Annotated in this window: 24 protein-coding genes; 11 read left to right on the forward strand and 13 right to left on the reverse strand. The window is 49.6% G+C overall.

Annotated elements, in window-relative coordinates; genetic code table 11:
• The first annotated feature begins 17 nt into the window (after nt 1–17).
• The 7 genes from cutC to GN242_RS15630 are packed head-to-tail and all read left to right on the forward strand — an operon-like array spanning nt 18 to nt 6,939.
• Nucleotides 18–3,410 carry a choline trimethylamine-lyase gene (cutC, locus tag GN242_RS15600; protein WP_156287805.1) on the forward strand — a complete coding sequence of 1,131 codons (3,393 nt, stop codon included), beginning with the start codon at nt 18–20 and terminating at the stop codon, nt 3,408–3,410.
• A 56-nt stretch (nt 3,411–3,466) separates the two neighbouring features.
• On the forward strand, nt 3,467–4,414 hold the full coding sequence (gene cutD, locus GN242_RS15605) for a choline TMA-lyase-activating enzyme (protein WP_156287806.1): 948 nt from the start codon (nt 3,467–3,469) through the stop codon (nt 4,412–4,414).
• A 12-nt stretch (nt 4,415–4,426) separates the two neighbouring features.
• A complete protein-coding gene (locus tag GN242_RS15610) occupies nt 4,427–4,852 on the forward strand; it encodes a BMC domain-containing protein (RefSeq protein WP_154752275.1) in 426 nt (141 codons plus the stop codon).
• On the forward strand, nt 4,849–5,469 hold the full coding sequence (locus GN242_RS15615; RefSeq protein ID WP_154752276.1) for a phosphate propanoyltransferase: 621 nt from the start codon (nt 4,849–4,851) through the stop codon (nt 5,467–5,469). Before GN242_RS15610 ends, GN242_RS15615 begins: the two co-directional genes overlap by 4 nt.
• Before the next feature lie 11 nt (nt 5,470–5,480).
• Nucleotides 5,481–6,149 (forward strand): hypothetical protein, encoded by a 669-nt coding sequence (locus GN242_RS15620; protein ID WP_156287807.1) that lies wholly within the window; start codon nt 5,481–5,483, stop codon nt 6,147–6,149.
• Between the two features lie 32 nt (nt 6,150–6,181).
• Entirely contained in the window at nt 6,182–6,577 is a 396-nt protein-coding gene (locus GN242_RS15625; RefSeq protein WP_156287808.1) for a DMT family transporter, read from the forward strand.
• 32 nt (nt 6,578–6,609) lie between these two features.
• Entirely contained in the window at nt 6,610–6,939 is a 330-nt protein-coding gene (locus GN242_RS15630; RefSeq protein ID WP_154752279.1) for a DMT family transporter, read from the forward strand.
• A gap of 92 nt (nt 6,940–7,031) precedes the next feature.
• On the opposite strand, the gene GN242_RS15635 is transcribed toward GN242_RS15630, so the two are convergent.
• From GN242_RS15635 to GN242_RS15695, 13 genes are all read right to left on the reverse strand, one after another.
• Nucleotides 7,032–7,496, reverse strand: coding sequence for a fimbrial protein (locus GN242_RS15635; RefSeq protein WP_156287809.1), 465 nt, complete (start codon nt 7,494–7,496; stop codon nt 7,032–7,034).
• A gap of 249 nt (nt 7,497–7,745) precedes the next feature.
• Nucleotides 7,746–8,888: a glycerate kinase gene (locus GN242_RS15640; RefSeq protein ID WP_154752281.1), complete on the reverse strand. Its 1,143-nt coding sequence runs from the start codon at nt 8,886–8,888 to the stop codon at nt 7,746–7,748.
• A gap of 140 nt (nt 8,889–9,028) precedes the next feature.
• On the reverse strand, nt 9,029–10,375 hold the full coding sequence (locus GN242_RS15645) for an MFS transporter (RefSeq protein WP_154752282.1): 1,347 nt from the start codon (nt 10,373–10,375) through the stop codon (nt 9,029–9,031).
• 162 nt (nt 10,376–10,537) lie between these two features.
• On the reverse strand, nt 10,538–11,419 hold the full coding sequence (gene glxR, locus GN242_RS15650; RefSeq protein WP_154752283.1) for a 2-hydroxy-3-oxopropionate reductase: 882 nt from the start codon (nt 11,417–11,419) through the stop codon (nt 10,538–10,540).
• 10 nt (nt 11,420–11,429) lie between these two features.
• Nucleotides 11,430–12,209 carry a hydroxypyruvate isomerase gene (gene hyi / locus GN242_RS15655; RefSeq protein ID WP_154752284.1) on the reverse strand — a complete coding sequence of 260 codons (780 nt, stop codon included), beginning with the start codon at nt 12,207–12,209 and terminating at the stop codon, nt 11,430–11,432.
• An 11-nt stretch (nt 12,210–12,220) separates the two neighbouring features.
• Complete coding sequence (gene gcl, locus GN242_RS15660; protein WP_154752285.1) at nt 12,221–14,002, reverse strand: glyoxylate carboligase; 1,782 nt, start codon at nt 14,000–14,002, stop codon at nt 12,221–12,223.
• A gap of 134 nt (nt 14,003–14,136) precedes the next feature.
• Nucleotides 14,137–14,952, reverse strand: coding sequence for an HTH-type transcriptional repressor AllR (gene allR, locus GN242_RS15665; RefSeq protein WP_154752286.1), 816 nt, complete (start codon nt 14,950–14,952; stop codon nt 14,137–14,139).
• A gap of 51 nt (nt 14,953–15,003) precedes the next feature.
• Nucleotides 15,004–15,504 (reverse strand): ureidoglycolate lyase, encoded by a 501-nt coding sequence (locus GN242_RS15670; RefSeq protein ID WP_154752287.1) that lies wholly within the window; start codon nt 15,502–15,504, stop codon nt 15,004–15,006.
• Nucleotides 15,505–15,909: 405 nt separating this feature from the next.
• A complete protein-coding gene (gene manA / locus GN242_RS15675; protein ID WP_156287810.1) occupies nt 15,910–17,088 on the reverse strand; it encodes a mannose-6-phosphate isomerase, class I in 1,179 nt (392 codons plus the stop codon).
• A complete protein-coding gene (locus GN242_RS15680; protein ID WP_154752289.1) occupies nt 17,085–18,494 on the reverse strand; it encodes a glycoside hydrolase family 1 protein in 1,410 nt (469 codons plus the stop codon). The genes manA and GN242_RS15680 overlap by 4 nt, the downstream gene beginning before the upstream one ends.
• Nucleotides 18,495–18,564: 70 nt before the next feature.
• Nucleotides 18,565–20,733, reverse strand: coding sequence for a CBM35 domain-containing protein (locus GN242_RS15685; RefSeq protein ID WP_156288297.1), 2,169 nt, complete (start codon nt 20,731–20,733; stop codon nt 18,565–18,567).
• 38 nt (nt 20,734–20,771) lie between these two features.
• Nucleotides 20,772–22,109 (reverse strand): maltoporin, encoded by a 1,338-nt coding sequence (locus GN242_RS15690; RefSeq protein WP_156287811.1) that lies wholly within the window; start codon nt 22,107–22,109, stop codon nt 20,772–20,774.
• 239 nt (nt 22,110–22,348) lie between these two features.
• The gene (locus GN242_RS15695; RefSeq protein ID WP_154752549.1) at nt 22,349–23,623 is read right to left on the reverse strand and encodes a PTS sugar transporter subunit IIC; all 1,275 of its coding nucleotides are present in this window, start codon (nt 23,621–23,623) and stop codon (nt 22,349–22,351) included.
• Nucleotides 23,624–23,801: 178 nt separating this feature from the next.
• Between GN242_RS15695 and GN242_RS15700 the strand changes: the two genes are divergently transcribed.
• The 4 genes from GN242_RS15700 to GN242_RS15715 are packed head-to-tail and all read left to right on the forward strand — an operon-like array spanning nt 23,802 to nt 26,762.
• Nucleotides 23,802–24,116: a PTS sugar transporter subunit IIB gene (locus GN242_RS15700; RefSeq protein WP_154752291.1), complete on the forward strand. Its 315-nt coding sequence runs from the start codon at nt 23,802–23,804 to the stop codon at nt 24,114–24,116.
• A 10-nt stretch (nt 24,117–24,126) separates the two neighbouring features.
• A complete protein-coding gene (locus GN242_RS15705) occupies nt 24,127–25,452 on the forward strand; it encodes a PTS sugar transporter subunit IIC (RefSeq protein ID WP_156287812.1) in 1,326 nt (441 codons plus the stop codon).
• Between the two features lie 31 nt (nt 25,453–25,483).
• Nucleotides 25,484–25,789 carry a PTS lactose/cellobiose transporter subunit IIA gene (locus tag GN242_RS15710; RefSeq protein WP_154752293.1) on the forward strand — a complete coding sequence of 102 codons (306 nt, stop codon included), beginning with the start codon at nt 25,484–25,486 and terminating at the stop codon, nt 25,787–25,789.
• Between the two features lie 52 nt (nt 25,790–25,841).
• On the forward strand, nt 25,842–26,762 hold the full coding sequence (locus GN242_RS15715) for an ROK family protein (RefSeq protein WP_156287813.1): 921 nt from the start codon (nt 25,842–25,844) through the stop codon (nt 26,760–26,762).
• Nucleotides 26,763–26,821: the final 59 nt, after the last annotated feature.

Consider the following 26,821-nt stretch of genomic DNA (forward strand, 5'->3'; position numbering starts at 1 on the left):
AAATTGGAGACTCTACCATGGCAAATTACAGCCTAACGCCACGCGTCAAAGTGCTGGCAGAACGTTTACTCACTCATAAAAGCACGCTGTGTACTGAACATGCCTCGCTGCTGAACGTCCTTGATAACGATATCGCTGGCGTACCCGCCGCCGTAAAACCAGCACGACGCTTCTATGAACTGATGCGCCAGCTGCCGCTCAACATCAGCCCTGATGAACTGATCGTCGGCAACCAGACCCGTAAACCACACGGGGCGGTTTTCCATGACGAGAGCACTGCGCAGCGCGCATCGGTCTTTCAGTTCCTTAATCTCAACAGCGATCTGGACTCAGCGGATTATAAGCTGGTGATCGAAAAAGGCGTGCTGGCGATCAAACACCAGCTCGAAGAGAAAACTCGCTCGCTGGGCAGTGCCGTCAGCCGCAGCAGTATGGATGAGGTTAACGGCTGCCGCGCAGCGATCTATGCCTGCGACGGCCTGCTCGCTCTGGCACAGAATCTGGCCAGTAGCGCTGAAACTCTGGCCGCCGCCGAAAGTAATGCATTCCGCCAGGCCGAACTGCTCGACAGCGCCGCTATTCTGCACCATGTTCCGGCCCATCCGGCACGTAACTTTAAAGAAGCCTGCCAGGCATTCTATCTGTTCCAGCTGGCGCTACAGCTGGATAATGGCAGCTACGCAGTGAATCCGGAAGGAGCTGACAAAGCCCTGCTCTCCTGGTATCAGCGCGATATTGACAGTGGCCATCTTACTCCTCAGCAGGCCTATGAGATCGTCGAGAGCCTGTGGTTTAAACTGGCAGAATTAAGCGAAGTTCGCGCTGCCAGCGCTATCGATGGCTATCCAATGTTTGACGCCCTGCGCCATGGTTCCAGCCTCGACGATGCCAGCGTGGTGATTAATCCGCTGTCAGAGATGTTCCTGAGTGCACAGCGTAACCTCAGCGCCCTGAACCTGCCGGTACGCCTGTTCAGCAGCGTTCAGGCCGTGTCTGCTGCGCCATTTGCCGCTTACAGCAACGCGGCGGTGATGGAAGGATTAACCCCGCGCCTGCAACGCCTGCGCAATAATTACCTCGAGGCACGCCCGAGCGTCTCAATCTATCGTGCGCTGGCCTTTACCAAGGTGGTCAAAGCCAATCCGGGAATGCCAACCATTCTGTTACGCGCTAAAGCCTTCCGCCATGCCTGTGAAACCGCGCCGATTCTTATCCAGGACGATGAGTTGATTGTCGGCCACCCGTGCGGTAAAGCACGTGCTGGCGCATTTTCACCCGATATAGCCTGGCGTTGGGTTCGTGACGAACTGGACACCATGAGCACACGCCCGCAGGATCCGTTTGAGATCAGCGAAGAAGATAAAAAGACGATTCGCGAAGAGATTGTGCCGTTCTGGGAAGGCCGCTCGCTGGATGAAATTTGTGAAGCGCAATATCGTGAGGCCGGCGTTTGGGAGTTCAGCGGCGAAACGTTCGTCAGCGACCTCTCCTATCACCAGATTAACGGCGGCGGCGATACCTGCCCGGGCTACGACGTCCTGTTATTCACCAAAGGAATGAACGGTATTAAAGCTGACGCGCAGAACCGTCTTGCGCAGTTAAGCATGGAGAACCCGGAAGATATCGACCGTATTTACTACTATAAAGCGGCGATTGAAACCTGTGATGGGGTGATTAATTATTCCCATCGCATCGCATCTCACGCCCGTGAACTGGCGGCTAAAGAGCAGAATGCCCAGCGTCGCGCCGAACTTCTGACCATTGCTGAAGTAAACCAGAATGTACCGGCTAATCCACCTAAAACCTTCCAGGAAGCGTTGCAGAGTATCTGGACCGTCGAGTCACTGTTTGAAGTGGAAGAGAACCAGACCGGGCTGTCGCTGGGGCGCGTTGACCAGTACTGCTACCCGATGTTTGAAGCCGATATCCGCGAAGGGCGTCTGACCCATGAAGGCGCACTGGAGATGATGCAGGCCTTTATCATCAAATGTGCCGAACTGATGTGGATGTCCAGCGAGCTGGGAGCGAAGTACTTCGCCGGTTATCAACCGTTTATCAACCTGACCGTTGGCGGCCAGAAACGTACCGGTGGCGATGCCTGTAACGACCTGACCTATCTGATTATGGACGCGGTGCGCTTTGTGAAGGTTTATCAGCCATCGCTGGCCTGCCGTATTCACAACCAGTCCCCGATAAAATATATGGAAAAAATCGTCGACGTGGTGAAAGCAGGTATGGGCTTCCCGGCCTGCCACTTCGATGACTCGCATATCAAGATGATGCTGCGTAAAGGCTTCGATTTCGAAGACGCCCGTGACTACTGCCTGATGGGCTGCGTTGAGCCGCAGAAATCTGGCCGTATCTATCAGTGGACATCGACCGGCTATACCCAGTGGCCAATCGCTATTGAGTTCGTACTTAACCGCGGTCGCATGGTGCTGTTTGACAGCTATCAGGGACTGGATACCGGCGACCTGCGCGAGCTGCGCACCTTTGAAGAGTTCGATGCTGCGGTGAAAAAGCAGATTGAGCATATCGTCCGCCTGTCGGCAATCGGTACGGTCATCAGCCAGCGCGTCCACCGTGATGTGGCACCAAAGCCGCTGATGTCGCTGCTGGTAGAAGGCTGCATGGAGAGTGGTAAAGACGTCGCCGCAGGGGGTGCCATGATCAACCACGGCCCGGGGCTGATCTTCTCCGGTCTGGCGACCTATGTCGACTCCATCGCCGCCATTCGCAAGCTGGTGTATGAAGATAAAAAATACACTCTTGAGCAAATCCGTGATGCCCTGCTGGCTAACTTTGAAGGTTACGAAGCGCTGCGCCGCGACTGCCTGAATGCGCCGAAGTACGGAAATGACGATAACTACGTCGATCAGTACGCGCTCGATATCACCGAGTGGACAGAGAGAGAGTGCCGTAAGTACAAGATGCTCTACTCCCTCCTCAGCCATGGCACTTTATCTATCTCAAATAATACGCCGATTGGTGAACTGACTAACGCCACGCCGAACGGACGCCTCGCATGGATGCCACTCTCTGACGGCATCAGCCCGACGCAGGGCGCGGATAAACATGGCCCGACCGCGATTATTAAGTCTGTAAGCAAAATGAACGTGGAAACCATGAATATCGGTATGGTGCACAACTTTAAGTTCCTGAAAGGGTTGCTGGATACCACTGAAGGGCGTCAGGGACTGATCACTCTGCTGCGCACCGCCTCAATTCTCGGCAACGGCCAGATGCAGTTCAGCTATGTCGATAACGAAGTACTGAAAAAAGCGCAGCAAGAACCGGAGAAATACCGCGATCTGATTGTACGCGTCGCCGGATACAGCGCCTACTTCGTCGAGCTGTGCAAAGAAGTTCAGGACGAAATCATTAGCCGTACGGTTATTGAGAAGTTCTGATAAAGAGACGGAAGTTAATGGACAAGGACGTCCGCGCTTATCTGTAGGGGGCAAATGTGATCGCAACTCAAGAATTAACAGGCCGAATTTTCAATATCCAGAAATATTCGATCTACGACGGTGATGGTATTCGCACACTGATTTTTTTTAAGGGCTGCAATATTCGCTGCCCATGGTGTGCCAACCCGGAAGGGTTAACCAGCCAGTTTCAGGTGATGTTCTCGCAGGAAAAATGTATTAACTGTGGCGATTGCGTCAACGTCTGCCCAACTGCCGTTCATTATCGTGCAGAAGAAAATGGTGAAATAAAGCATTTTATCGACCGGAATAAAGAGTGTATCGGCTGTCGTAAATGTGAAGAGATATGTACCCAGCGTGCATTAGATATTGTGGGTAAAGATGTCACCGTCAGCGAGCTGATGGATATTATCATGCAGGACTATGATTTTTATGTCTCATCCGGCGGTGGCGTCACCATTGGCGGCGGCGAGATGAGCCTGCAAACCGATTTCGCTGTGGCTTTATTTAGCGAATGCAAAAAGATGATGATTAATACCGCCGTTGAAACCCAGGGGACAACATCATTAGCAAATTATCAAAAACTGGCCCCGGTTACCGATACCTTCTTATTCGATATTAAAGAGATTAACAGTGAACACCACCATGCATTATTTGGCATCAGCAATGAGGGTATTCGCCGCAATCTGGAATGGCTGGTTGATTACGGTGCCAATGTTATTGTCCGCATGCCGCTGGTACGCGGCTACAACGACTCCTGGGGCGCCATTACCGGCGCTATAGATTATGTGAAAAAGTTAGCGAAACGCGGAAATATCCGCCGCATCGATATGCTGCCCTATCACCAGCTGGGCCGTAAAAAATATGAACGGCTGGGTATGTCTTATCCCATGACTGAAGATCCTTCATATACCCCAGAGGAATTAAACCAACTGGAAACGTTTTTCGGGCAATTTGATTTTGATATTCGCCTGGTTCGCCATTAACAGGAGTTCATAATGAAAAGTTTAGGCGTCATTGAAACACGAGGATTTGTCGCTGCCATTCAGGCGGTTGATGCTGCCTGTAAAGCTGCCGGAGTTAACTGTATCGGCTATCGGAAAGTAGGGTCTGGAATTGTCAGCGTCTGCTTTGAAGGTGAAATTAGCGCCATCCATACCGCTATTGAGCGCGGAGTTGCCGTCACCGCAGCGGAGCACCACGTCAGCTCACTGGTTATCGCCCGTCCGGAACGCTGCGTTGTCGAAGCATTAAGCACGCTGAAAGGGATGCCATCCCCGGCGGCCAAAGCTGAACTATCTGCTGCGGTAAAAACTGAAGAACAGGCGCCCCTCCCGGCTGCAAGCGTAGCGCCTGCCACGCAGCCGACTCTACCCGGCGAAGCGGAAGAAACGACCACAACCAGGAAAGGGAAGAAGGCATGATCGACACCCTGCTGTGTGAAAAAATCGTCAGCCGCCTGATCCATACCGCGCCTGCAATCCCGGTGGGCGTCTCAAACCGCCATGTGCATCTGTCACAGCCTGACGTTGAAACCCTGTTTGGCGAGGGCTACTCCCTTACCGAGCTTAAACCACTGCGCCAGCCGGGTCAGTTTGCCGCCAGAGAGTGTGTGACGGTGGTCGGCCCCAAAGGTTCACTGACCAGTGTTCGCGTTCTCGGGCCAACACGGCCCGTTTCCCAGCTGGAAATCTCCCGCTCTGACTGCTTTACGCTCGGGGTAAAGGCCCCGGTGCGTGAATCCGGCCATCTTGATAACAGCGGCGGTGCGTTACTGATTGGCCCGGCGGGTCATGTCGAACTGCATTCACAGGTAATTTGCGCCTGGCGTCATATCCATATGTCACCGCAGGATGCGCGCCAGCTGAATGTGGTTAATGGCCAAAAAGTCAGTGTACGCAGCAACGGTGAACGCCAGCTCACCTTTGATGAAGTGGTTGTGCGGGTACGTGAAGACTTCGTTCTGGAGTTTCACATCGATACCGAAGAGGCCAACGCCGCAGGTCTGAAAAACGGCGCACAGGTCACCCTGATAGGTTAACGGAGGCTGCTATGACCGATGAACAGATCGAACGCCTGGTCACGAACATCCTTCACCGGCTACAGCCGCCGGTACTGGTGATGGTCACCGATGCAGAAGGTTACCGGCAGCAGATCTGCCGTCGGCTGGCAACCAGCGGGCAGCGTATGCAGCTGGCGCTTGATGACACGATCGCCGACAGCGCGCAGTGGCAAAAGACTGGCGAAGTGCTGCCAGCGCATGTCTGGCATAAAGCGCTACCGTCTGAACCCTATCGCGCGCTGCTGCTGCCGTTTCTCGACTATCCGCTGGCGGCACAGCTGGTGAATGGCAACCTGCAAAGCCCCGTCGCGCAGCGCCTGCATGATGCCCTGCTGGCAGGGATCCCGGTGCTGGCGCTGCGTTATCACTGCGATCCCGAGAGTGAACTTAACCAGCTGTGCGGCGTGAAGGCAAACTCAGCTTACGCCGCAAAGATCCAGTCAACTCTGTCACAGCTGGCCGCAGCTGGCGTGACGTTATGCACTATGAATGAACTGCTGAATATTCTGGCATCAGACCAGCCTGAAGCCACGCCAGTCGGGTTTCCGCGCCGATATCTTACGGTGACAGATGTAGAAATGAACCCATCACTGGCAACGACTCCTGATGCCCTTTTGACCGACGCCGCGAAAGATTTTTTAAACGAGAGAAAAATTTAACCTTAATTTTAATCTGACCCTGGAGCTTTAATATGTCTTCGAAAACAAAATGCTGGTTATGGATGCTGCTGGTTATCCTTTCCGAAACATCCGCCACTTCTACGCTCAAAATGTTCAGTAACAGTGAAGGTGGAACCAAAATAGCGTTGCTGGTGCTGCTGGTCTTACTTTATTGCGTCTGCTACTACTCGCTATCCCGTGCGGTAAAAGATATTCCCGTCGGCCTCGCATACGCCTCCTGGTCCGGTACCGGCATTCTGGTGGTCTCCACCCTCGGAATGACGTTTTATGGCCAACATCCGGACACCGCCGCAATAATCGGTATGGCTGTTATTGCCAGCGGGATCGTCATCATGAACCTCTTTTCCAAAATGGGGCATGAGGAGAACGAAGAGCAATCCTCTACAACGACAACTTCGCCAAACTAAAACATCGCCAACTAACAGGAAAGGAATAGCATATGTTTAATCTTGGATTTTTATGGCTGGCGCTGTCAATCGGCTCCGAAATTACCGGCACCTCGATGATCAAAAAAACTAACGGCTTTAGTAAACTGGCGCCGTCAGTGCTGGTTATCTTCGCCTATGCTCTGTGCTACTACGCTCTGACCCGCGCCATGAACACTATCCCGGTCGGTGTCGCCTACTCTCTGTGGTGCGGATTTGGTATCGTCGGTGTGACGATCTGTTCGATGCTTCTTTATAAGCAAAAACCCGATTTCCCGGCGATCTTAGCTATGGCGCTGATCATCGCTGGTGGCATGATCATGAACATATTCTCTACGATGTGACTTCCGGCACCTTCACTAAGAAAGAGAGAAGATGCAAATAACAGAAAAAACCCCGGGCGATGCCGGGGTTTTTCCAGTTTAAAATACAACCATTACGCGTATGACAGGGTATAGCTTGCGGATGCTTTCAGAGAGCCTGCGCAAACCTTATCGCCCGTGACAACCAGGCTTGAAATAAACCTGATCACATTCACTCCTGGATACAGTGGATATTCACGCGGTGTATTAATCGGCAGTATATTGCCATAGGCATCGTACAACCGTACGGCTACAGCCGGATTGGTGCTTTCCAGCGCACCGCTAATGAACTCAGAAGAAATGCCTTCAAAATTCACGCGAACTTTACTGGCGTCATAGTTATCAAATCTCATTTCAAACATAACCGGGCGTACGGCATTGCCGATGCCTGACAGTTGAGACTCGCTGACCGCCCCCATATCGACGTGAATATTTCCAGACGGGCCTGGATCGATTGATTCAATAGCACGACGGATAACAGGAATACTCATTGACTCACGAATGATATCAGCGCTGAAAGTAATAGTTCCATTAGACATATATATTCTCCTTGATTTAACTTTTAATAAAAATCCCGCGATTGCGAGGTGTTTATTCTCTCAGTATCATGCTGGCCGGACAATTCACTGGTAGACAGCACAACAAGAGTCAGAAATTAAATCAGTAATTTTTATAAGCACTGCTGCGAGTTTGAGAATAGTTAGTCTGTATTGCGGATAATGAGGGGGAGTCGTTCTGGTTCACATAAAGGCCATCTGCCTGCACAGCATGGCCTTATTCTTTATTAATTATATTATTTTTTGACCAATCTGCATCGCGCGTGCAATATTCCTCGCGCTTTGCTGCAAATTAATTTCACCCTGCGAAAGGGCATTTTCCAGCGTACACAGTCTTGGCAGGATACTGAATATCGCATCGATACCTTGTTCGTGGAGCGCCTCTGCCCCCTCACCCAGCACCCCCGCCATGGCTATTACTGGCAGTTTGTGACGCTGCGCCAGACGTGCAATACCCGACAACGCCTTGCCGCCCAGCGTCTGATCGTCAATGCGGCCTTCACCCGTTACGATCAGATCTGCTGACATCACGGCATCTTCCAGACGCAGCGCTTCCATGATGATATCAATTCCCGGCTTCAGTGTTGCACCAAGGAATACCAGTGAAGCGATCCCCATCCCCCCTGCGGAACCACCACCAGCAATCTTTCTAATGTCGTTGCCAGTGATCTGTCGGATGACCGCCGCATACTGTTCAAGTGCCTGCTCCAACTGCGCAACGATTTCCGGAGTTGCCCCTTTTTGTGGACCGAAAACAGCCGCCGCCCCCTGTGGCCCCACCAGTGGATTGTCCACATCGCAGGCCACCTCAATGTTACACTGCTGCAAGCGGGGATCCAGTTCAGACAGGTCGATTGCGTTCAAGGTTGCCAGTTCTGCGGCGCCCAAAGAGAGTGCTTTACCGTCCGGACGATAGAAACGCCCGCCCAGTGCCTGAATCATACCCACGCCGCCATCAACCGTGGCACTTCCGCCTATACCCAGAATGATATGACGTATTCCCTGATCCAACGCGTGCCGAATGAGTTCGCCGGTGCCATAGCTGGTTGCATGCAGTGGATTGCGTCGCTCCGCCGGAACCAGCATCAGGCCGCTGGCCGCTGCCATTTCTATTACCGCTGTACCGCCATCACCGCTGATACCATAAAACGCCTGCGTCTTCTCCCCCAATGGCCCCATAACCTCGAGCCATATCTTCTTCCCGCCGGTGGCGGCGACCAGCGCATCTACCGTGCCTTCTCCGCCATCGGCAATTGGCAGACAAATGCATTCCGCTTCAGGGTAAATTTCATGAAATCCTCGAGCAATCGCCAATGCCGCCAATTCAGCGCTGACACTCTCCTTAAAGGAATCTGGCGCAATAACAATTTTCATGATGCATCCTTTTAGACGTAACAAATAAAACTGCCATGCATTTTCACCTGCGGTTAACTGTCAACAACCGATGAAAATACATGGCGAAATAAAATTCAAAAATCACTAAGCAGATAACCTTTGCTCAATAACCGGCATAACTATTTGTTAACCAACTTAGCCGGTACGGTGTAAGTCAGTATCGCGCCTAATAACATCATCGATGACAATACAATCATGGCGACTAAGTTACTGTCAGTCAGCTGTTTAAAATAACCAATGATATAGGGGGAGATAAATCCGCCTATATTGGCGATAGAGTTAATCAGGGCAATACCCGCAGCGGCACAGGCGCCGGTAAATATCGCGTTTGGAAGACTCCAGAACAACGGAGAAGGTACCAGGCTGGACGCTACTGCAACGCATAACGCTGCCATCACCACGTACTTGTTATCCGGGAAAAGACCGATAAAGACCAATGATACCGCAGCTATACAGAAGGGCACGATAATATGCCAGCGGCGTTCCCGATACTTGTCTGAACTGCGCGCCGCCAGCAGCATAGCCACTACCGCCAGCATATAGGGCAGCATGGTCAACAAGCCAATATCCATTACCGATACTACTCCGGTATCACGGATAATGGTTGGCACCCAGAACGCTAACCCCCCCTGGCCCATGACAGTACAAAAACAGATCAGCCACATTTTGGTGAATTCTGACGACTTCAACATGGTTTTCATCGTCCACTCCTTCACCGCAACCGCACCATCCTTTAATTTACGCGGTGCTGTCTCTGCCATATCCTCTTTAATGACTGCCTTTTCTTCAGGAGTGAGCCACTTGGCATTCTGATAGGTATTGTCGAGGAAATAGAAAATAACAACGGCAATCAACAGCGCACGAGGGCCGCTAATAAAGAATAGCCATTGCCAACCGGAAAGCTCCATTACGCCATTCATATTCTCAATGATCCAGCCGCATAGCGGCCCGCCAATGATATTACTCACTGGAATACCACAAACAAACAGGGCGGTCATTTTAGCTCTTTGGCTGGAAGGGAACCAAAGTGTCAGATAGAGAATCACTCCGGGATAAAAGCCTGCTTCTGCCAGCCCAAGCAGAAAACGGGCCAGATAGAACTGCGTTGGGTTGGTAATGAAGATACTCAGCATTGAGATCATCCCCCATACAACCATCAGCAGGGCGATGACTTTTTTTGCTCCGTACTTACTCAGCAGAATATTGCTTGGCACTCCGGCGATGATATAGCCGATAAAAAACACTCCGGCACCCAGACCATAAACCGCTTCTGCCATTGATACGTTGCCGTTAAGAATATCCGGCATCATTTGAAATTTGGAGAATGAAATACCTACTCTGTCCAGATAACCCACAATATAGCTTATCAAAAGAATCGGCATTATTCGCCAGGCGACTTTTCTATATATAATGTTTTTTTCAGGGGCGGTAAATGTTTTTTCAATTACAGCATTATCGGTTGCCATGCAATGTTCTCCTTGGGTTGGCATCCTGCTATTTACTGTCTTTATTGTTTAGGATAATTTTTCTTAAAGAAGACCCTCTTTATATCATAAAGAGGGCACTTCTAATGTCGACTATGTCTAATTTTAATAAATACTAATCTTTATTGATTAGTTAAATTATAATTAACTGGATATTTTATGATTACCCATGATCTCCAGTGCCTGAACCAGCGCAGAGTGGTCGAGATCTGCTGCGCCATTAGCGGCACAAACATTAAACAACTCCTGGCAAGATGCCGTATTCGGCAGGCTAAGTGACATATCCTTAGCCCCCTGCAACGCCAGATTAAGATCCTTTTGATGCAGAGATATGCGGAAACCAGGTGAGAATGCACGTTTAATCATTCGCTCACCGTGCACTTCAAGAATGCGTGATGAGGCAAAACCGCCCATCAGAGCCTCACGTACTTTGGCCGGATCAGCCCCCGCACGAGATGCAAATAGCAAGGCTTCAGAGACAGCTTCTATGTTCAGCGCCACAATAATCTGATTAGCAACCTTACAAGTTTGTCCATCGCCGTTCCCACCGATAAGGGTGATATTTTTGCCCATCAGTTCCAGCAGCGGTTTAACACGCGCAAAGGTCGCCTCATCGCCACCGACCATAATGGTCAGCGTGCCCTGCTTGGCACCCACTTCCCCGCCGGATACCGGCGCATCCAGATAGGCCGCGCCCAGTTCGTTAACTTTTGCTGCAAAACGCTTAGTTTCCAGCGGTGAAATGGAACTCATATCCACCACCACCTTGCCTGTTAGCTTACCTTTGGCGCAGCCATGCTCACCAAACAGTACCTCTTCAACCTGCGGCGTATCCGGTACCATAATGAAGATAATCTCTGCTTCATCCACTACCTGCTGTGGAGTTTTGCAGGCAATCGCACCCTGTTTTACTAATGCAGCAGGCACTTCGCGACGGGTATTGGCATACAGCTGATGTCCACCAGCGATGAGTTTTTCCGCCATTGGCGCACCCATAATGCCCAGACCAATAAATCCTACTTTCATTTTAATCTCCTTAGGATTGATATTTCTTCATCCATGACAGGCCACTTTCTGTCGTGTCCTTCGGCTTATATTCACAGCCGATCCAACCGCTATAACCCATGCGATCCAATGCTGAGAAGATATAATCGTAATTAATCTCGCCGGTGCCTGGTTCGTTACGTCCTGGGTTATCTGCAACCTGTATATGGCTTATCTTAGCGAGCAGACGCTCCATTGTTTGCGTCAACTCCCCTTCCATCCGCTGCATATGATAAATGTCATATTGCAGATAGATATTAGGGTTGCCAATTTTCTCAATTAATTCGATCGCCTGCTGTGACGTTTTTAAATAAAAGTTCGGCATATCATATTTATTGATTGGTTCGATCAGCAGGCGAATATTTGCGTCAGCCAGTTCCTGAGCGGCATAGCTGAGGTTAGCGATAACCAGTTCATCGGTATGATGCTGACTGAGGGAAGGATCCACATTACCAATCAGGCAGTTGATTTGCCCACAGCCCAGCTTTTTCGCGTAATCAATCGCTAAACCAACCCCATCGCGAAACTCACTTTCACGCCCTGGCAGGCAGGCAATGCCGCGTTCACCCGCAGCCCAGTCACCAGCGGGGAGGTTTTGCAGCACCTGCGTTAACTGGTTTTCATCCAGCTCTTTGCGTATCGCATCCATCGGGTAGTCATAAGGGAACATGTACTCTACAGCACTAAACCCCTGCTGTTTCGCGAGGCGAAAACGCTGCATAAAATCAACTTCATTAAACAGCATCGATAAGTTTGCCGAAAACTTAGGCATGACAATTCTCCTTATCTGTAATCAAAGAAACTAACTGACGTTGGCGCATCTTCCGGCGTCGAGGCAGTCGCTTCGAACTCATTTACATTATCCAGCTCGGTGCCCATGGAAATATTGGTAACGCGCTCAAGAATAATTTCCACGACCACAGGTACCTGGTGTTTGTTCATTAACTCTTCAGCCTGCTTGAATGCCGGAGCAATATCTTCCGGTTTGAAAACGCGCAGCGCTTTACATCCCAGCCCTTCGGCAACTTTGACGTGGTCTACGCCGAATTCACCAAGATCTGGATTGTTAATATTTTCAAATGACAGCTGTACGCAATAGTCCATATCGAAACCACGCTGTGACTGGCGGATTAATCCCAGATAAGCGTTGTTCACCAGAACGTGGATATACGGAAGTTTAAACTGTGCGCCGACTGCCAGCTCTTCGATCATAAACTGGAAGTCGTAGTCGCCAGACAGCGCGACAACTTTGCGTTTTGGATCGGCTACACGTACACCCAACGCAGCTGGCAGTGTCCAACCCAGCGGGCCAGCTTGACCAGCGTTAATCCAGTGGCGAGGTTTAAACACGTTCAGCATCTGCGCGGCAGCGATCTGCGACAAACCAATGGTGGTGACATAGCAGGCTTCGCGTCCAAAGGCGCGGTTCATCTCTTCATAAACACGCTGCGGTTTGATAGGCGTGTCATTAAAGTGGGTTTTACGCAGAAGGGTCTGTTTACGCTCGAGGCAGGTTGCACACCATGCGGCGCGATCGGGTAACTGCCCTTTCTCAAAACGACTACGCGCAGTGTCTACCAGCATTTGCAGCGCGATACGCGCATCAGAAACGATACCCAGATCAGGGCAGATGACCCGACCAATCTGTGTCGGCTCAATATCAATATGGATGACTTTACGACCAGCAGTGTATTTATCTACTGAGCCGGTGTGACGGTTCGCCCAACGGTTACCGATACCAAATACCAGGTCGGAATCCAGCAGGTTGGCGTTGCCATAACGATGCGAGGTCTGCAAGCCAGCCATACCGGCCATCAACGGGTGGTCGTCCGGGATTGAGCCCCAGCCCATCAGCGTTGGGATGACCGGCACATTACAAATCTCAGCTAATTCCTGTAACAGATCCGCAGCATCAGCATTATGGATACCGCCACCAGCGATAATTAATGGTTTTTTCGCCGCACACAGCAAGTCTAATGCTTTATCGATCTGCGCCTGAGTGGCCGCTGGTTTGTAGGCTGGTAAAGAAGAGTAGGTATCCGGATCAAACTCAATTTCCGCCATCTGCACATCAAACGGCAAATCGACCAGTACCGGTCCAGGACGGCCAGAACGCATCAGGTGAAACGCCTGCTGCAACACGCGCGGTACCAGTGCAGCTTCCTGCACGGTAACGGCCCACTTGGTCACAGGTTTAGCAATCGACTCAATATCTACAGCCTGAAAATCTTCTTTATGAAGTTTTGCGCGTGGCGCTTGTCCGGTGATACATAAAATTGGAATGGAGTCGGCCGAAGCAGAGTACAGCCCGGTAATCATATCGGTGCCCGCCGGACCGGAGGTTCCAATACAAACGCCGATGTTGCCAGGTTCTGCACGGGTATAGCCTTCCGCCATATGCGAGGCCCCTTCTACGTGCCGCGCCAGATAATGCTTGATGCCGCCATGTTTGCGCATTGCGTTATAAAACGGGTTGATTGCCGCACCAGGAACCCCGAAAGCTGTGGTGACCCCCTCTTTTTCCAGCACGTACATTGCCGCATCTACTGCTCGCATAATTGCCATATTGATTCTCTCCTTAAATTTTGGAAAATTTTTCCAACTTTAATTCTGTTTCAAAAAAACCCGTTCGGCATTCAAACGGGGGTTACCACTCGATACGTACGTCAGTCGGTCACGGCCAGCCAGATCTCTCTCGACTATGCCTTACTACGCGACTCTCCCAATGCGGCACTGATATCCCTGGCGACTTCACCTACCAGCTCTCCCAGTTCCTTAAAGCGCTCCTCGCCCACCCGCGAGCTTGGCCCGGAAATGGAGATAGCTGCGATGACATTGTTATTGCGGTCAAAAATGGCTGATGCCAGGCAGTTCAGGCCCAGAGCATGCTCTTCATCATCGATGGTGTAACCCTGCATCAATGACTGATGTAAATCCTTGCGCAGCAAATTAACGCTGGTGAGCGTTTTTGGCGTATAAGCTTGCAGGCCTGAACGTACGATCAAATCCAGCATCTCTTCCTCCGCCAGCGGGTACAGTAATGCTTTGCCAGCGCCTGACGCATGCAGCGGCAAACGGCTACCCAGCGGGGCGCACATGCGCACCATGGCCTGGCATTCACACTGGCGAATCAGCACTGCATCAAAATTATTACGGATTGCCAGATTAGCGGTCTCACCGGAAAGCAACATCAGTCGACGCATAAACGGCCCGGCCACTGACACTACGTCACGGTCATTCATATAAGCAGAACCAACGGTAAATGACTGGATGCCAATATGCCACCAACCAAGCTGCGGATCTTGAAAAACAAACTCAGATTTTTCCAAAACTTTCAACAACCTGAACGTAGTAGAAAGCGGCAATTCTAACTTTTCTGACAGTACGGAGACGGATGAACTCCCGCCAGCATTTGCCAGATACTGAAGAATCTCCAGCCCACGATCTAAAGCCTGCGCCCCCTTGGTTGCTGCGGCTTCAGTGGATGGTCGCCCCTTTCTGCGTAATTCAGTCATTCAAGCTTTCCTTCGTCTGTTTCATAGGCCCGCTATAATAGACTCCCCCTGCTACAGGCGACCAGCGCTATCCAAAACTATACGATAAGTTCCTGGTAAATCACTCACAATGCAGTTATCTGGTCCTGCCCGATCGATAGTGAAGAAGTCGGTGACCTTTTCAAAAGCGAACAGCGGGTGGTGCCAGACGTTACGATGGAAGTTCACCCCCTGCTTACCGTTGGTGATAAAGGCACGCATGGTGTTAACAGGGATCTCATCGCCAGGTTCAGCAACGATCACCACAAAACGCTCACCGTTCATGGGAACAAAGGCTTGTGATGACAGGGGATGCTTTTCCAGCAGCGAGAATTTCATCGGTAATGGAGTGGGCTCCGCCCGGTTGATACTGGCCAGAACTCTGTTGCCGTCCGAAACTTCGATTTTGGCCAGGTCGTGATAGCGTTCTGTTTTCCCATCATTGATGTGAAAGAAACGCGAACCCTCAATTTGCAGCACATCACCATAGGGCGCAAAGGCTTCTGGCGTTAACTCAGTGATTTTTAGATCCATATGATTCTCCACGACTTATTACCCATGATGACGTTTAAGTGACAACTCTCTTCCTTACAAGTCAACACTCTAGACAGAGCAAGATTAATTTAACAGTCATTTGTTGGAAAATTTTTCCATAACAGGATCAATCGCACACTTTACCACCCTCAGGCCCATGAATAAGGTGAGATTACTACCCGATTATTTGAAAAACACGTAACGCGAGATGCTACTTTATGATTTTTCGATCGCCGCTATCCAGAGAAAAATATTTATCGGGAGCATGGGCGTTTCTGACAGGGAATCGTTTTTTTACGCTGAAATTGATAGATATTTTTAGATAAAGCGACAATCCAGTCGATATCTAAACAACGGCTAATAAAAAAGCTCACGGCGATCCGTGAGCCTGAAATAAAGTAACAACTAGCAATAAACTCTACATAAGGATCCGGTCACTGTGAGTGCCCAGTCACAGGCAGATGCCGGAATAAAGACCGATTGGCCGGTGATAAGAGTTAACGTTTCACCACTGGGATGTTGTAGCGAAGCACGGCCATTAATGACCAGCAGAATTTCTGCACTTTGGGTATGCATCAGTAAATTGCCGGCATCTTTAATCACACTAAAACGAAAATCATCTACCGGAATAGGGTAACTGCTCTGCCCGTTTGCCAGCACGGGGGCCATCAGGAGTGATTGCTGAAGAGTGGGTACAAATGACGTACAGGTAACCAGCTCGGTAAGATTGATTTTTTTACCCGTTAATCCCGCCCGCAGTACATTATCGGAGCTCGCCATTACCTCTATCGCGGTCCCCTGAACATAGGCATGCAGTGTGCCCGGATGAAGAAACATTGCCTCGCCAGGCTGTAATGTTACGCAGTTAAGGAAAAGTGGGGCCAGAACCCCTGTATCGTTCGGATAATGTTGATAAAGCTTCTGAATAAAACGCGCCAGATCATCGCCATACAGTTTCTGAGCACTGTCTGCCAGATGCTGTAACGCCTCCTTTTTTACATAGTCAGGCAACTGCATGATTTCGATAAAAAAGGCCTTCAGCCCTTCTGCATCAGGATGCTGTTCAAGAGCCTTTATTGCGCCCCTCAGCCCCCCGATATCAAGCCTTTTGAAATGCCCAATAATTTCATGTGGCTCACGAAAACCATTCATCGCCATAAAAGGTGTAATAGCGTAAACCAGCTCAGGTTTGTGATTCGCATCGTTGTAGTCAGGTGTGTCGGAGAGGATATCTCCCTGCGCAGCATACCCCAACTCAGCCTGCTCTTTTTGAGGATGAACCTGAATAGACAGAGCACTGTCAGCAGCAAGAATTTTCAGTAAATAAGGCAGGTCGCCGAACCGTTTAGCCGCGGCAGCACCAAGCATGGCCACTTTGTCTGCGGTTATCAGATCAGAGAGAGGCAGCAGTCCGTTTTCCAGGGTGACGCGGGAAATGCCTGCAGGGTGAACCCCCATCCACAGTTCAGCCTGCGGCTGGTCATCAGGGTTTGACACATGAAAGCGCTGGTTTAAAGCGCTATGGCTGCCCCATGGATAGTTTTTTACAACATTGGTTAAAGGATAAAAATAGCACTGGCTCATAACGAATGCTCCTTGCAGGAAAACTGATTACTCTGCGCGAGCTGCCTGAACCAGAGACCGTTTCGCTTGATATGACGCTCCCCGGTATCAAGATCGAGGCGGTAAAAACCATAACGGCGTTTAAAGGAGTTAATCCACGACCAGTTATCGATAAACGTCCACTGGTGCAGGCCGAAGCAGTTGGCCCCCCCGGAAATTGCGCGGTGCAGCTGAACCAGATGTTCTTCCATCAGGCTGATGCGGAAATGGTCATCAATGACGCCATCAGGCTGTACTGGCCCCTCTGACTCAAGATCCATAGCAATGCCTATTTCCGCCAAATACCATTTAATGTTGCCGTAGTTATCGCGAATATTGACAGCTATATCGTAGATTGCCTGAGGATGGATTTCGTTATTATCGCGATAGGGATTGAAGCGACCATTCGGGTCAATATAATTTTCGAAATAGAATTCAGGCGTGAAGTGATCGAGTGTGTACTCAGTTTCCCGCGCCTGAACACGGCGAGGCACGTAGTAATTTACCCCCAGGAAATCGACCCGGGAATCAGTGATTAGCGTAACATCAGCTTTACTGATTTCTGGCAGACAGTTATGAGCCGCCAGTAATTCGCACAATTCTTTGGGGAACTGGTGTTTTACCAGAGGATCAAGAAAGCTGCGGTTAAACAGTAAATCTGCATACCAGGCTGCTTTTTTATCTTCCTCTGAATCACTACGAGTATATGTGGGCGTCAGGTTGAGGACGACACCGATCTCGCCGCTTAAATTCAACTGACGATAACAATTTACCGCTTTGGCATGAGCCAGCATGATGTTGAAACCTACCTGCGCTGCGAGCTTGCCATCTTTTTTACAGGGGTAATGGAAGTCATAAAGGTAACCGCCCTCCACGGGGACAATTGGTTCGTTGAAAGTTACCCAGTATTTAATCTTGTGACCGAAAAGCTTAAACGCAGTGGCAGCAAAGCGGGCGAACAGGTCGGTTACATGGTGGGACTCAAAGCCGCCGTAACGCTGTTGCAACTCTTCTGGCATATCGAAATGATACAGATTGATCATCGGTTCAATACCGTTGTTAATCATTTCGTCGAAGTAATCATTATAAAATTTTACCGCGTCTGTATTCGGTGTGCCGGTTTCAAAATCATCTATCAGACGTGACCACTGAATTGATGTGCGAAACGAGTTAAAGCCGATATTTTTCATCAGCGCGACATCTTCTTTGTACTTATGCAGTGTTTCACAGACCTTTTCAGGGCCAATACCCTGGAAAAAACGCTCGGGGTGACTGGCGTGCCAGCTGTCCCAGATTGAGCGATGGGGTTTACCCTCAGTGCCTTCAGTTTGTGGCCCTGATGCTGCCGCACCCCATAAAAAGTTTTCCGGAAATGCATACGTCTTCATTTATCCTCCTCACTGGTTTTGATGCGGTTGCACCAAAAAAAACTGCGCCCGTTAAGGCGCAGCAAAAGTGCTACTCAGCAGTAACCTGAATAGACTTGATGAATATATATCCCCAGTCGCCGGGGAACTTACCGAGACTAATGGTGTTGTCACCTTGATTAAGCCGAATCGGAATGATCATCTGCTGACCTTTTTCATCGGTTTGCGGGAACTCAATTTGCAGTGGTTTATCACTGTTAACCTGCACTGAGTTTTTCTTACTCCCCCACTTTGCGTTGAAGTTCAGGTGAAGCTGATATTCACCTTCCCACGGTGCATTAATCTGCCAGCTAACCTTGTCACCTTCGTTAGCGAAGGAACCAAGGAAGCCATCTTCACCTGCGGTGAGTTGATTCTCCGCGCTCTTAATGACATTCACTTTTCCCTGAGAATGGGCCAACTCTTTACTGTCAAAGTGGCAGAAATCAGCAGGTGCTTTGGCGGTTGCTTCTGTGACCGTCACATCGATGCTTTTAGCACTCTTCAGCAGGCCGTCATCAGCGGTAAAAGTCAGCTGATAGTCTCCCGGTTCGGGGAACCAGGCTCGGGAAGATGCTTTGTCAGCATTGCAAAAATAAGCCTGTTTTTTCCCTGAACTGATCCACTTCTCACTGACCTGACGAGCGGGCAGATTGTCGTCATTCCAACGCGCATCAAGACTGAGGCCGTTATTCAGCGCGGTGGTTGTTTTAACGTTAAGCTCAATAACCGGTGCCTGATTTTTCTGGTTATGCGTAACGCTAATTACATTAGACGGCGCGGATTTCCCGGATTCGTTTTTCGCAATCACACGGTAGTAATACGTTTTACCTAACGTGAGCGAGGCGTAGTCGTCCCGGAATAAATCCATGGTTGCTGGATTCCACTCCTGAACGCCGTCTGAAATATCGCTACCGACAATTTTCCACGGGCCGCTTTTCGAACCGGCACGTTCAACATCGTAGCTGCGACCTACTGCCGCCCCCATCCAGTTGATGGCAAATGGTGACTGAGTTTCACGCAGTTTCGGTGCTTCTGGTACCGGGAGTGGCGGAGCTTTCTCAAGTCCGGACATCTGCGCTGCGGCAGTCCGAACCAGATTAACCACGTCCATTTCCTGATTGGCTTTCCCTTCCACCGGGAAGCCTGGCAAATGATAGCTGTAATGACCGGTATACTCTTTGTGCCAGTAAAAACCCCCATCGTGGCGATGACCGCGAAAACCCCAGATAAATCCACCGGCAGCTTTAGCCCCGTTCACCTCGGTGTGCACGATAGACTGCATGATGTTGTTCAGGTCTTTGCTGTCGAGTAAGCCAAACTCACCGACCAGATAGACTTTTTTACCGCCAATAGCCTGCAAATCTTTCTTCACCTGATCGGGATGATTATTCCCGGCGTTGGTGTAGTAATGGTTGCTGACAATATCTACGTTCGGGTCATTTACCGAAAAATCATTTATTTTCTTATAAGTGCCATCAACAACCAGCTGATGAGGAGCCAGCTCTTTTATCAACGACGCCGTTTGCTTCAGGAAATCCGCGTTTGTGTCTTCCAGTTCATTACCGGTTTCCCAGGCCATAATGGCTTTTTCGTTATAGTACGGACGCCCCGTTTTGGTATTGGTGCGGGTAATAACCTGACGAATAACATCCTGATAAGCCTTGTAGGTCTTACTGCTGGTGTTATAAAAATCTTCAGGTTTTTCATGATAGAAGGCGGCGAGCTGCTCGCGTCCGCCCCACCACCACCAGTGATCGATAAACGGAACGATTAATCGAAGACCTTGTTTATCAGCCTCGGCGATCATGTTGTCGTAAACCGTCATCGCCTTTTCATTCAGGCGAGGCATGCCCTCGGGTGTTAGAGGCGCAAGAATATGCGTTTCGCGTTCGCACTCTTTATCGTTTTCCTGCTGAACGGAAAGGACGTAAACCCGCTGGGCTTTTGCCCCTGTTTGCACAATGGCGGCGATCCAGTTTTCCTGTTCTTCCGCGGTGGGCCAGGCAAAATATTGCCCCCAGCCACGCGGGTCAGCTTTGCACACACCACGGGCATCGTTTTCAATACGATGCAGTTCTGGCGCATGGATCCCCGCAAAGCGGAATGCCTGATTGCCATCCATTAACTGAGCACCCTGACGCGTTATAAAATGCTCAAAATGGGATTGTTCAGCAGCCATTGCGCCACCGCTGGCTAATGCTGTCATCAGGGACAACATAAGTATTTTTCTTACCGGTAATTTCACGTTGTCTCTCCTCAGAACCACACTTCGCCCTGGATACCGAAGTTCAGAGTGTCTGTTTTCCCACTGCGGCTGTAGCCACCGGAACCGATGGTGTTAGTACTCCAGTCGTAGTTGCCATCCAGCGCATCGGATACACCTTTGTCCCACTTAGCGTAAGTCGCAAATACGCGGATTTGCGGACGGCTCCAGAACCCCGAGTCAAAGGTCAGCGTTGGCGCGATAGTCACTTTGGTTAAACCACCTTTCCCTTTACCATCAACACCTTTGTAGTTTTTATCGTCGAGGTATTCGTAGCCAACTTCATACTGCATGGCGAAGTTTTTGGTGATTTGCTGATAAGGACGAACGCCCGCAACCCAGCTTGAGCGCCCCCACCCTTCGTTATCACTGCTCCACCAGCGATAATTTTTATCTTTTTGGTAGAAGGCGAAGGTAGCAACTTCCCAGCCGTCGCCGATGGTGGCAACGCCGTCGAGAACCAAACGCCATGACTGCGTGTCATCAAGGTTTGCCCATCCCCAGCCGTTTTTACCCAATGAGTCACCCGCCGCAAGACCACGACCATACTGAGCAACAAATTTGGAGCTTCCGCCTGTTAGCCCATAGAAGCCTTCAAAGTTATAGATCCCGGTTACGCCATAGCCTTTTTCTGCTGCGCCAATATGGTTCTCGTTGTTGTTCATGTGATGGGCAATAAGCTCAAGATCGACGGGCGAATCTGCGATTTTTTTAAACCACAGATTGAGTGAATAATCGTCGGGGTAACCCTGGTCGCCTTTATCTACGGGGTATGCCTTCGATTCATCTGTTGTCGTAAAGGCGTAGATCCCGGCATCGAAACGGGCAAAACCGATATCCAGGTTATCGAATCCACCCCCTGTGCCGTTGTACTGAATGTATTCCCAGTCGAACTGGTGGCTGGATGCGTTAGAACTGCTGTAGCGTTTACCAGCCCAGAATGCGACATCAGGCGCAAAATCCAGGTTAGAGAGTTCAACATATCCTTCGCGGAACTGAACGGCCTTGCCATCATCATCAAGGCAGTTCCAGTCAGAGGTGCATTTTGTCTGGTGAGTAATGTTGGTCTGGATTTTAGCGACCACGCCGGAATCCGATTTCAATGTCACCTGTGGGATCAGTTCAATTTTGGTGTCGTCTTCATTGCCAAGGCGGAATTTTCCATCAGGCATCAGACCAAGTGAGTCTGCGCGGTTGCCATCTGATGTCGCCAGGATGCCAGAGCGCATATAACCGTGCATTGTGAAGTCATACTGTTCGGCATGGGCAATGCCGCAGACTGCCGAAGCAATCAGTAAAGACAGAGGTAAAATTCTGTTCAGACTTTTCATGATTTCCCTTTTTATATTTTGACTGGAATAACATCTGAATACGCGGAGGGGAATCTACGGATCATTTACGGAAATGTACATCCAGATACGGAAAGCGCTTTCCGTAATTGCTGGTTCATGTCACAAAATCCTGATGAATGCCTGTGAAATCGTGATGAAGATCGCTTTTTACTGAAGGTGGGCAAAAAAAAGCCAGAGCTCACCCACTCTGGCCTGAGAAAAAACATAGCGAATGTCGATTATTTACTTTCTATTTCAGTGAGTTGTTGTTCATAAACTTTAAAGAATGGACGGTAAATCATCCAGGAGTTGAAGATAGCGAACATGCACATAAACAAATTTTTCCAGCTTCCGTTGGCAGACCATGCTGCACCGAGAGGTGAAGGCATTGACCAGGGGAGCATTGCTACGGCACGGTCGAGTACGCCAAGGTGGGTCAGATACCATGCAATACAGGCATTTACCATGGGTACAAAAATAAACGGTATCAAAAACACAGGGTTAAGGATTATCGGAAAACCGAAGAGGATGGGTTCATTGATATTAAAAAGAGACGGGATAAGACCAATTTTACCGACACTTTTTAACTGACGGGAACGGCTACGCATTGCCATAAAAACCAGCGGTAACGTTGATCCAATTCCACCAATTAATAAATAAAAATCCCAGAATCCCTGTAGATAGATATGGGGAAGTGGAGTGATTCCTCGCGCCAATGCCTGCTGATTTTCAAACAGATAGGTCATCCAGAAAGGGTTCATTATCCCGGTAACTATCAATGCACCATGAATACCTACAAACCAAAGTAAGTTACAGATAAATAAAGAGATAAGCAGCGCGGTGAGGGTATCAGATGCGATGATAAGAGGACGTAAAGCCTCGCTGATCAAATCGGGCAGAATCATGCCAGTGGTGAGCTTTAACCCGGTATTCATCACGGTAATTGATAGCATGATCACCAGCAGAGGCACCAGCAGCTGGAAGCTGTTTCGTGTCATCACCGGGACTTCTTCTGGCAGACGAATACACCACCCTTTGCGATAAAAAAGCCTCACCATTTCAATAGTATAAAAGCTCGAAATCAACGCACTAAAGATCCCCATCCCCCCAAGAAAAATATTGGTTCCGGCATTTTCTTTAAAGCCAATAAACATCAGGAATGCAAGACAGCCGGTAAGCCCGGATAGCCGTTCTGGTAGCTGATACTGCTTGGCCAGACTGGCGCTGGCGCCAAAGGCAATAATCAATGCGACCAGGCCAATAGTGACTTCAAATGTTGGCAACAACATCGGCCTGATGACCTGATAGCACTCACCAAAGAATGATAACTCATTGATACTAAAAGGAAGAAAAAGCAATGGCACCATCAGGCTGCCGACTATGACAAAGGGCATCGCCAGGGCAAAACTATCCCGCATTGCCGTAATGTGATGGTTGCGCGTAAGCATATTAGCGAAAGGTGTTACACGCTGCTCAATCAGCGTGACAGCAACATTCATAAACTGAATGTTCATGGAAGAACCTATAAAAGACCGAGTCGGTTCAGGATCATCTCCTACATGCAGACAAAGTGAAAGCAACCATCTGGTGATCGTGCTCACATTTAATAGATCCGTTAACGGAAAGCGCTTTCCGTATTGTTTCCGTATGACTATAGTCCGCTCATTGTTCTCACACGGTCAGGAGTTGTTTATGAAAAAAATCATGCTTTGTTGTTCCGCTGGAATGTCCACCAGCATGCTGGTTAAAAAAATGGTGGAGGAAGCGGATAAGCGCGCTCTGGAAGTCGACATTAAAGCGTTTGGCGTTGCGGAATTTGAACAACAGGTGGGCAATTACGAGGTTGTCTTACTGGGGCCGCAGGTGAAGTACATGCAAAAAGATCTGCAAAACAAGGCCAGCATTTACGGCATTAAAGTCGAGCCTATCAACATGATGGATTACGGCATGCAAAAAGGTGCAGCAGTTTTAGATTTTGCCCTTTCCTTAATTGAAAATAATAAATAAAGGATAAAAAATGAGCTCTCTGTACTCTAAATTAATCAGCGTGATTGAGGAAAAAATCACGCCAATGGCTGGTGCAGTTGGTCAGCAGAAGTATGTTACCTCTATCCGCGATGGTTTTATTCTGGCGCTGCCATTTATGATCGTCGGCTCCTTTATGCTGGTGTTTATCTTCCCGCCGTTTTCGCCGGATACCACCTGGGGATTTGCCCGGGCCTGGCTGCAATTCTCTATTAATCATCGTGAAAACCTGATGCTGCCGTTTAATTTCAGCATGGGGATCATGACAATATTCATTTCTGTTGGTGTTGCCGCCAGCCTGGCCCGTCACCATGCACTTGACCCACTGACATCCGGTATGCTGTCGCTGATGGGTTTTTTATTGGTTGCCGCTCCGCTAAAAGACGGGCAGATATCCGTGGCTTATTTCTCAGGCCAGGGGATCTTTACCGCGCTGCTGGTGGCAATCTATACCACTGAGCTGTACGCACTGTTGAAACGCAACAACATTACTATCCGCCTGCCGCCTGAAGTCCCTACCGGTGTTGCGCGTTCGTTTGAAATTCTTATTCCTGTATTGGCTGTAGTACTGACACTGCACCCACTGAACCTGTTTATTGAAGCCCAGCTGGGGATGATTATCCCTGAAGCTATTATGTCGCTGGTGAAACCATTGGTTGCCGCTTCAGATACTTTGCCCGCCATTCTTCTCTCTGTACTGGTTTGCCAGATCCTTTGGTTTGCGGGTATTCACGGTGCACTTATCGTTACCGGGATCATGAATCCATTCTGGATGGCCAATCTTTCAGTGAACCAGGCCGCAATGGCCGCAGGCACCGCTATTCCGCATATCTATGTTCAGGGGTTCTGGGATCACTACCTGCTTATTGGCGGCGTCGGTTCGACATTACCGCTGGCCTTTTTACTGATGCGCAGCAAAGCAGTACACCTGCGCACTATCGGTCGTATGGGCGTTGTACCGGGCATGTTCAACATTAACGAACCAATCCTGTTTGGTGCACCCATCATTATGAACCCGCTGTTCTTCCTTCCATTTGTGCTGGTTCCGATGGTGAATGCCTCCATGGCTTATTTTGCTCTCGATTTCGGTTTAGTTGCCCGGGTTGTGTCAATGACGCCATGGACAACGCCTGGCCCGATAGGAGCCTCCTGGGCAGCAAACTGGGCACTTAGCCCAATGATCATGTGTCTGATTTGCATGGTGACTTCGGCAATTATGTATTACCCATTCTTCAAAGCGTTTGAAAAACAATTGCTGGATCAGGAAGCCGGGAACACTAACCCGTCCAATAGCGTCACTCAGTCAGCAACTGCGTAATTTATTATTCTTATTTAAGTCAGAGGTTGTTATGGAATTAGAAGAACAAGTTATGGGCATTATTATTAACGCCGGGCAATCACGAAGCTTATGTTATGAAGCATTACGCAGTGCCAAAGAGGGTAACTTTGCGGATGCTGATGAAAAGATGACAGAGGCACAGCACTATGCCCGTGAAGCGCATCTGGTACAAACCCGGCTGATTGAAGCGGATGAAGGCGAGGGAAAAACCAAAATGACGCTGGTGATGGTTCATGCCCAGGATCATTTGATGACATCCATCCTGGCTAAAGAGCTCGTTACCGAATTAATCGATTTATACAGAACGCGCCACTGAGTTTTTGTGTTTTAGAGAGGCTTTGCCTCTCTTCTTTTTTGCGAGGATAACGATGTTTCATCTTGGTCTGGATATTGGCGGAACGAAAATGGAAGCGGTGCTGCTCGACAACAGTGGCACCCTGCATTTACGCGAGAGACGCCCCACCTGTAAAGAGAGCTACCAGGGATTTATGGATAACCTGATAGCATTAATTGACGATGTTAAAAAATCCATTACGGATGATTTTACCATTGGCATTGGGCTTCCCGGTGCTATTGATCCCCACAGCGGTTTAATAAAAAACTGTAACTGCCTCGTCCTGAATGGGGAAAACTTGCAGTCTGACCTGACGCAGCGATTAGGCCAGCCGGTTTTTTTGGCAAATGATGCCGATTGCTTCACGCTGTCAGAAGCTGTAGATGGTGCTGGCGCGGGGTACAGCACGGTATTTGGCGTCATTGTTGGAACGGGTTGTGGCGGTGGCGTGGTGGTAAATGGCCAGCTGCTTCATGGGCCTAACGCTATTGCCGGAGAGTGGGGACATAATCCGTTACCCGCCTGGGATGCCTCAAAAGATGGCCCTGCACAGCCCTGCTATTGCGGACATGAAAATTGCATCGAAAGTTATATTTCTGGCACCGGATTTACCCGCCGTTTTAACCAGGCAAATAGCCATCAACTGCATGCTGAGACAATCATTGCGGCTGTTGATGCGGGAGAGGCATCGGCAATCGCTCATTATCAGCACTTTATTGATGCGTTTGCCCGCAGTCTTGCCAGCGTTATTAACGTTCTCGATCCCCATGCCATTGTGATTGGCGGCGGGCTATCCAACGTTGAGCGTATTTATCAGGATTTACCCTCAGTGGTTGAGAAATATATTTTCTCTGACTCGCTGCGTACCGCTATCGTCAAAGCGAAGTTTGGAGATTCAAGCGGCGTGCGTGGTGCTGCATGGCTGCCAACCCTTTCACCGCAACGAGGTTTATAAGCGGCTTAACGCACCTGCGGAGGCCAAAAAACCACTCTCATTTATGATACTATAAGGGC

The sequence above is a fragment of the Erwinia sorbitola genome, from assembly GCF_009738185.1.
In the GTDB taxonomy this organism is placed as follows: domain Bacteria; phylum Pseudomonadota; class Gammaproteobacteria; order Enterobacterales; family Enterobacteriaceae; genus Erwinia; species Erwinia sorbitola.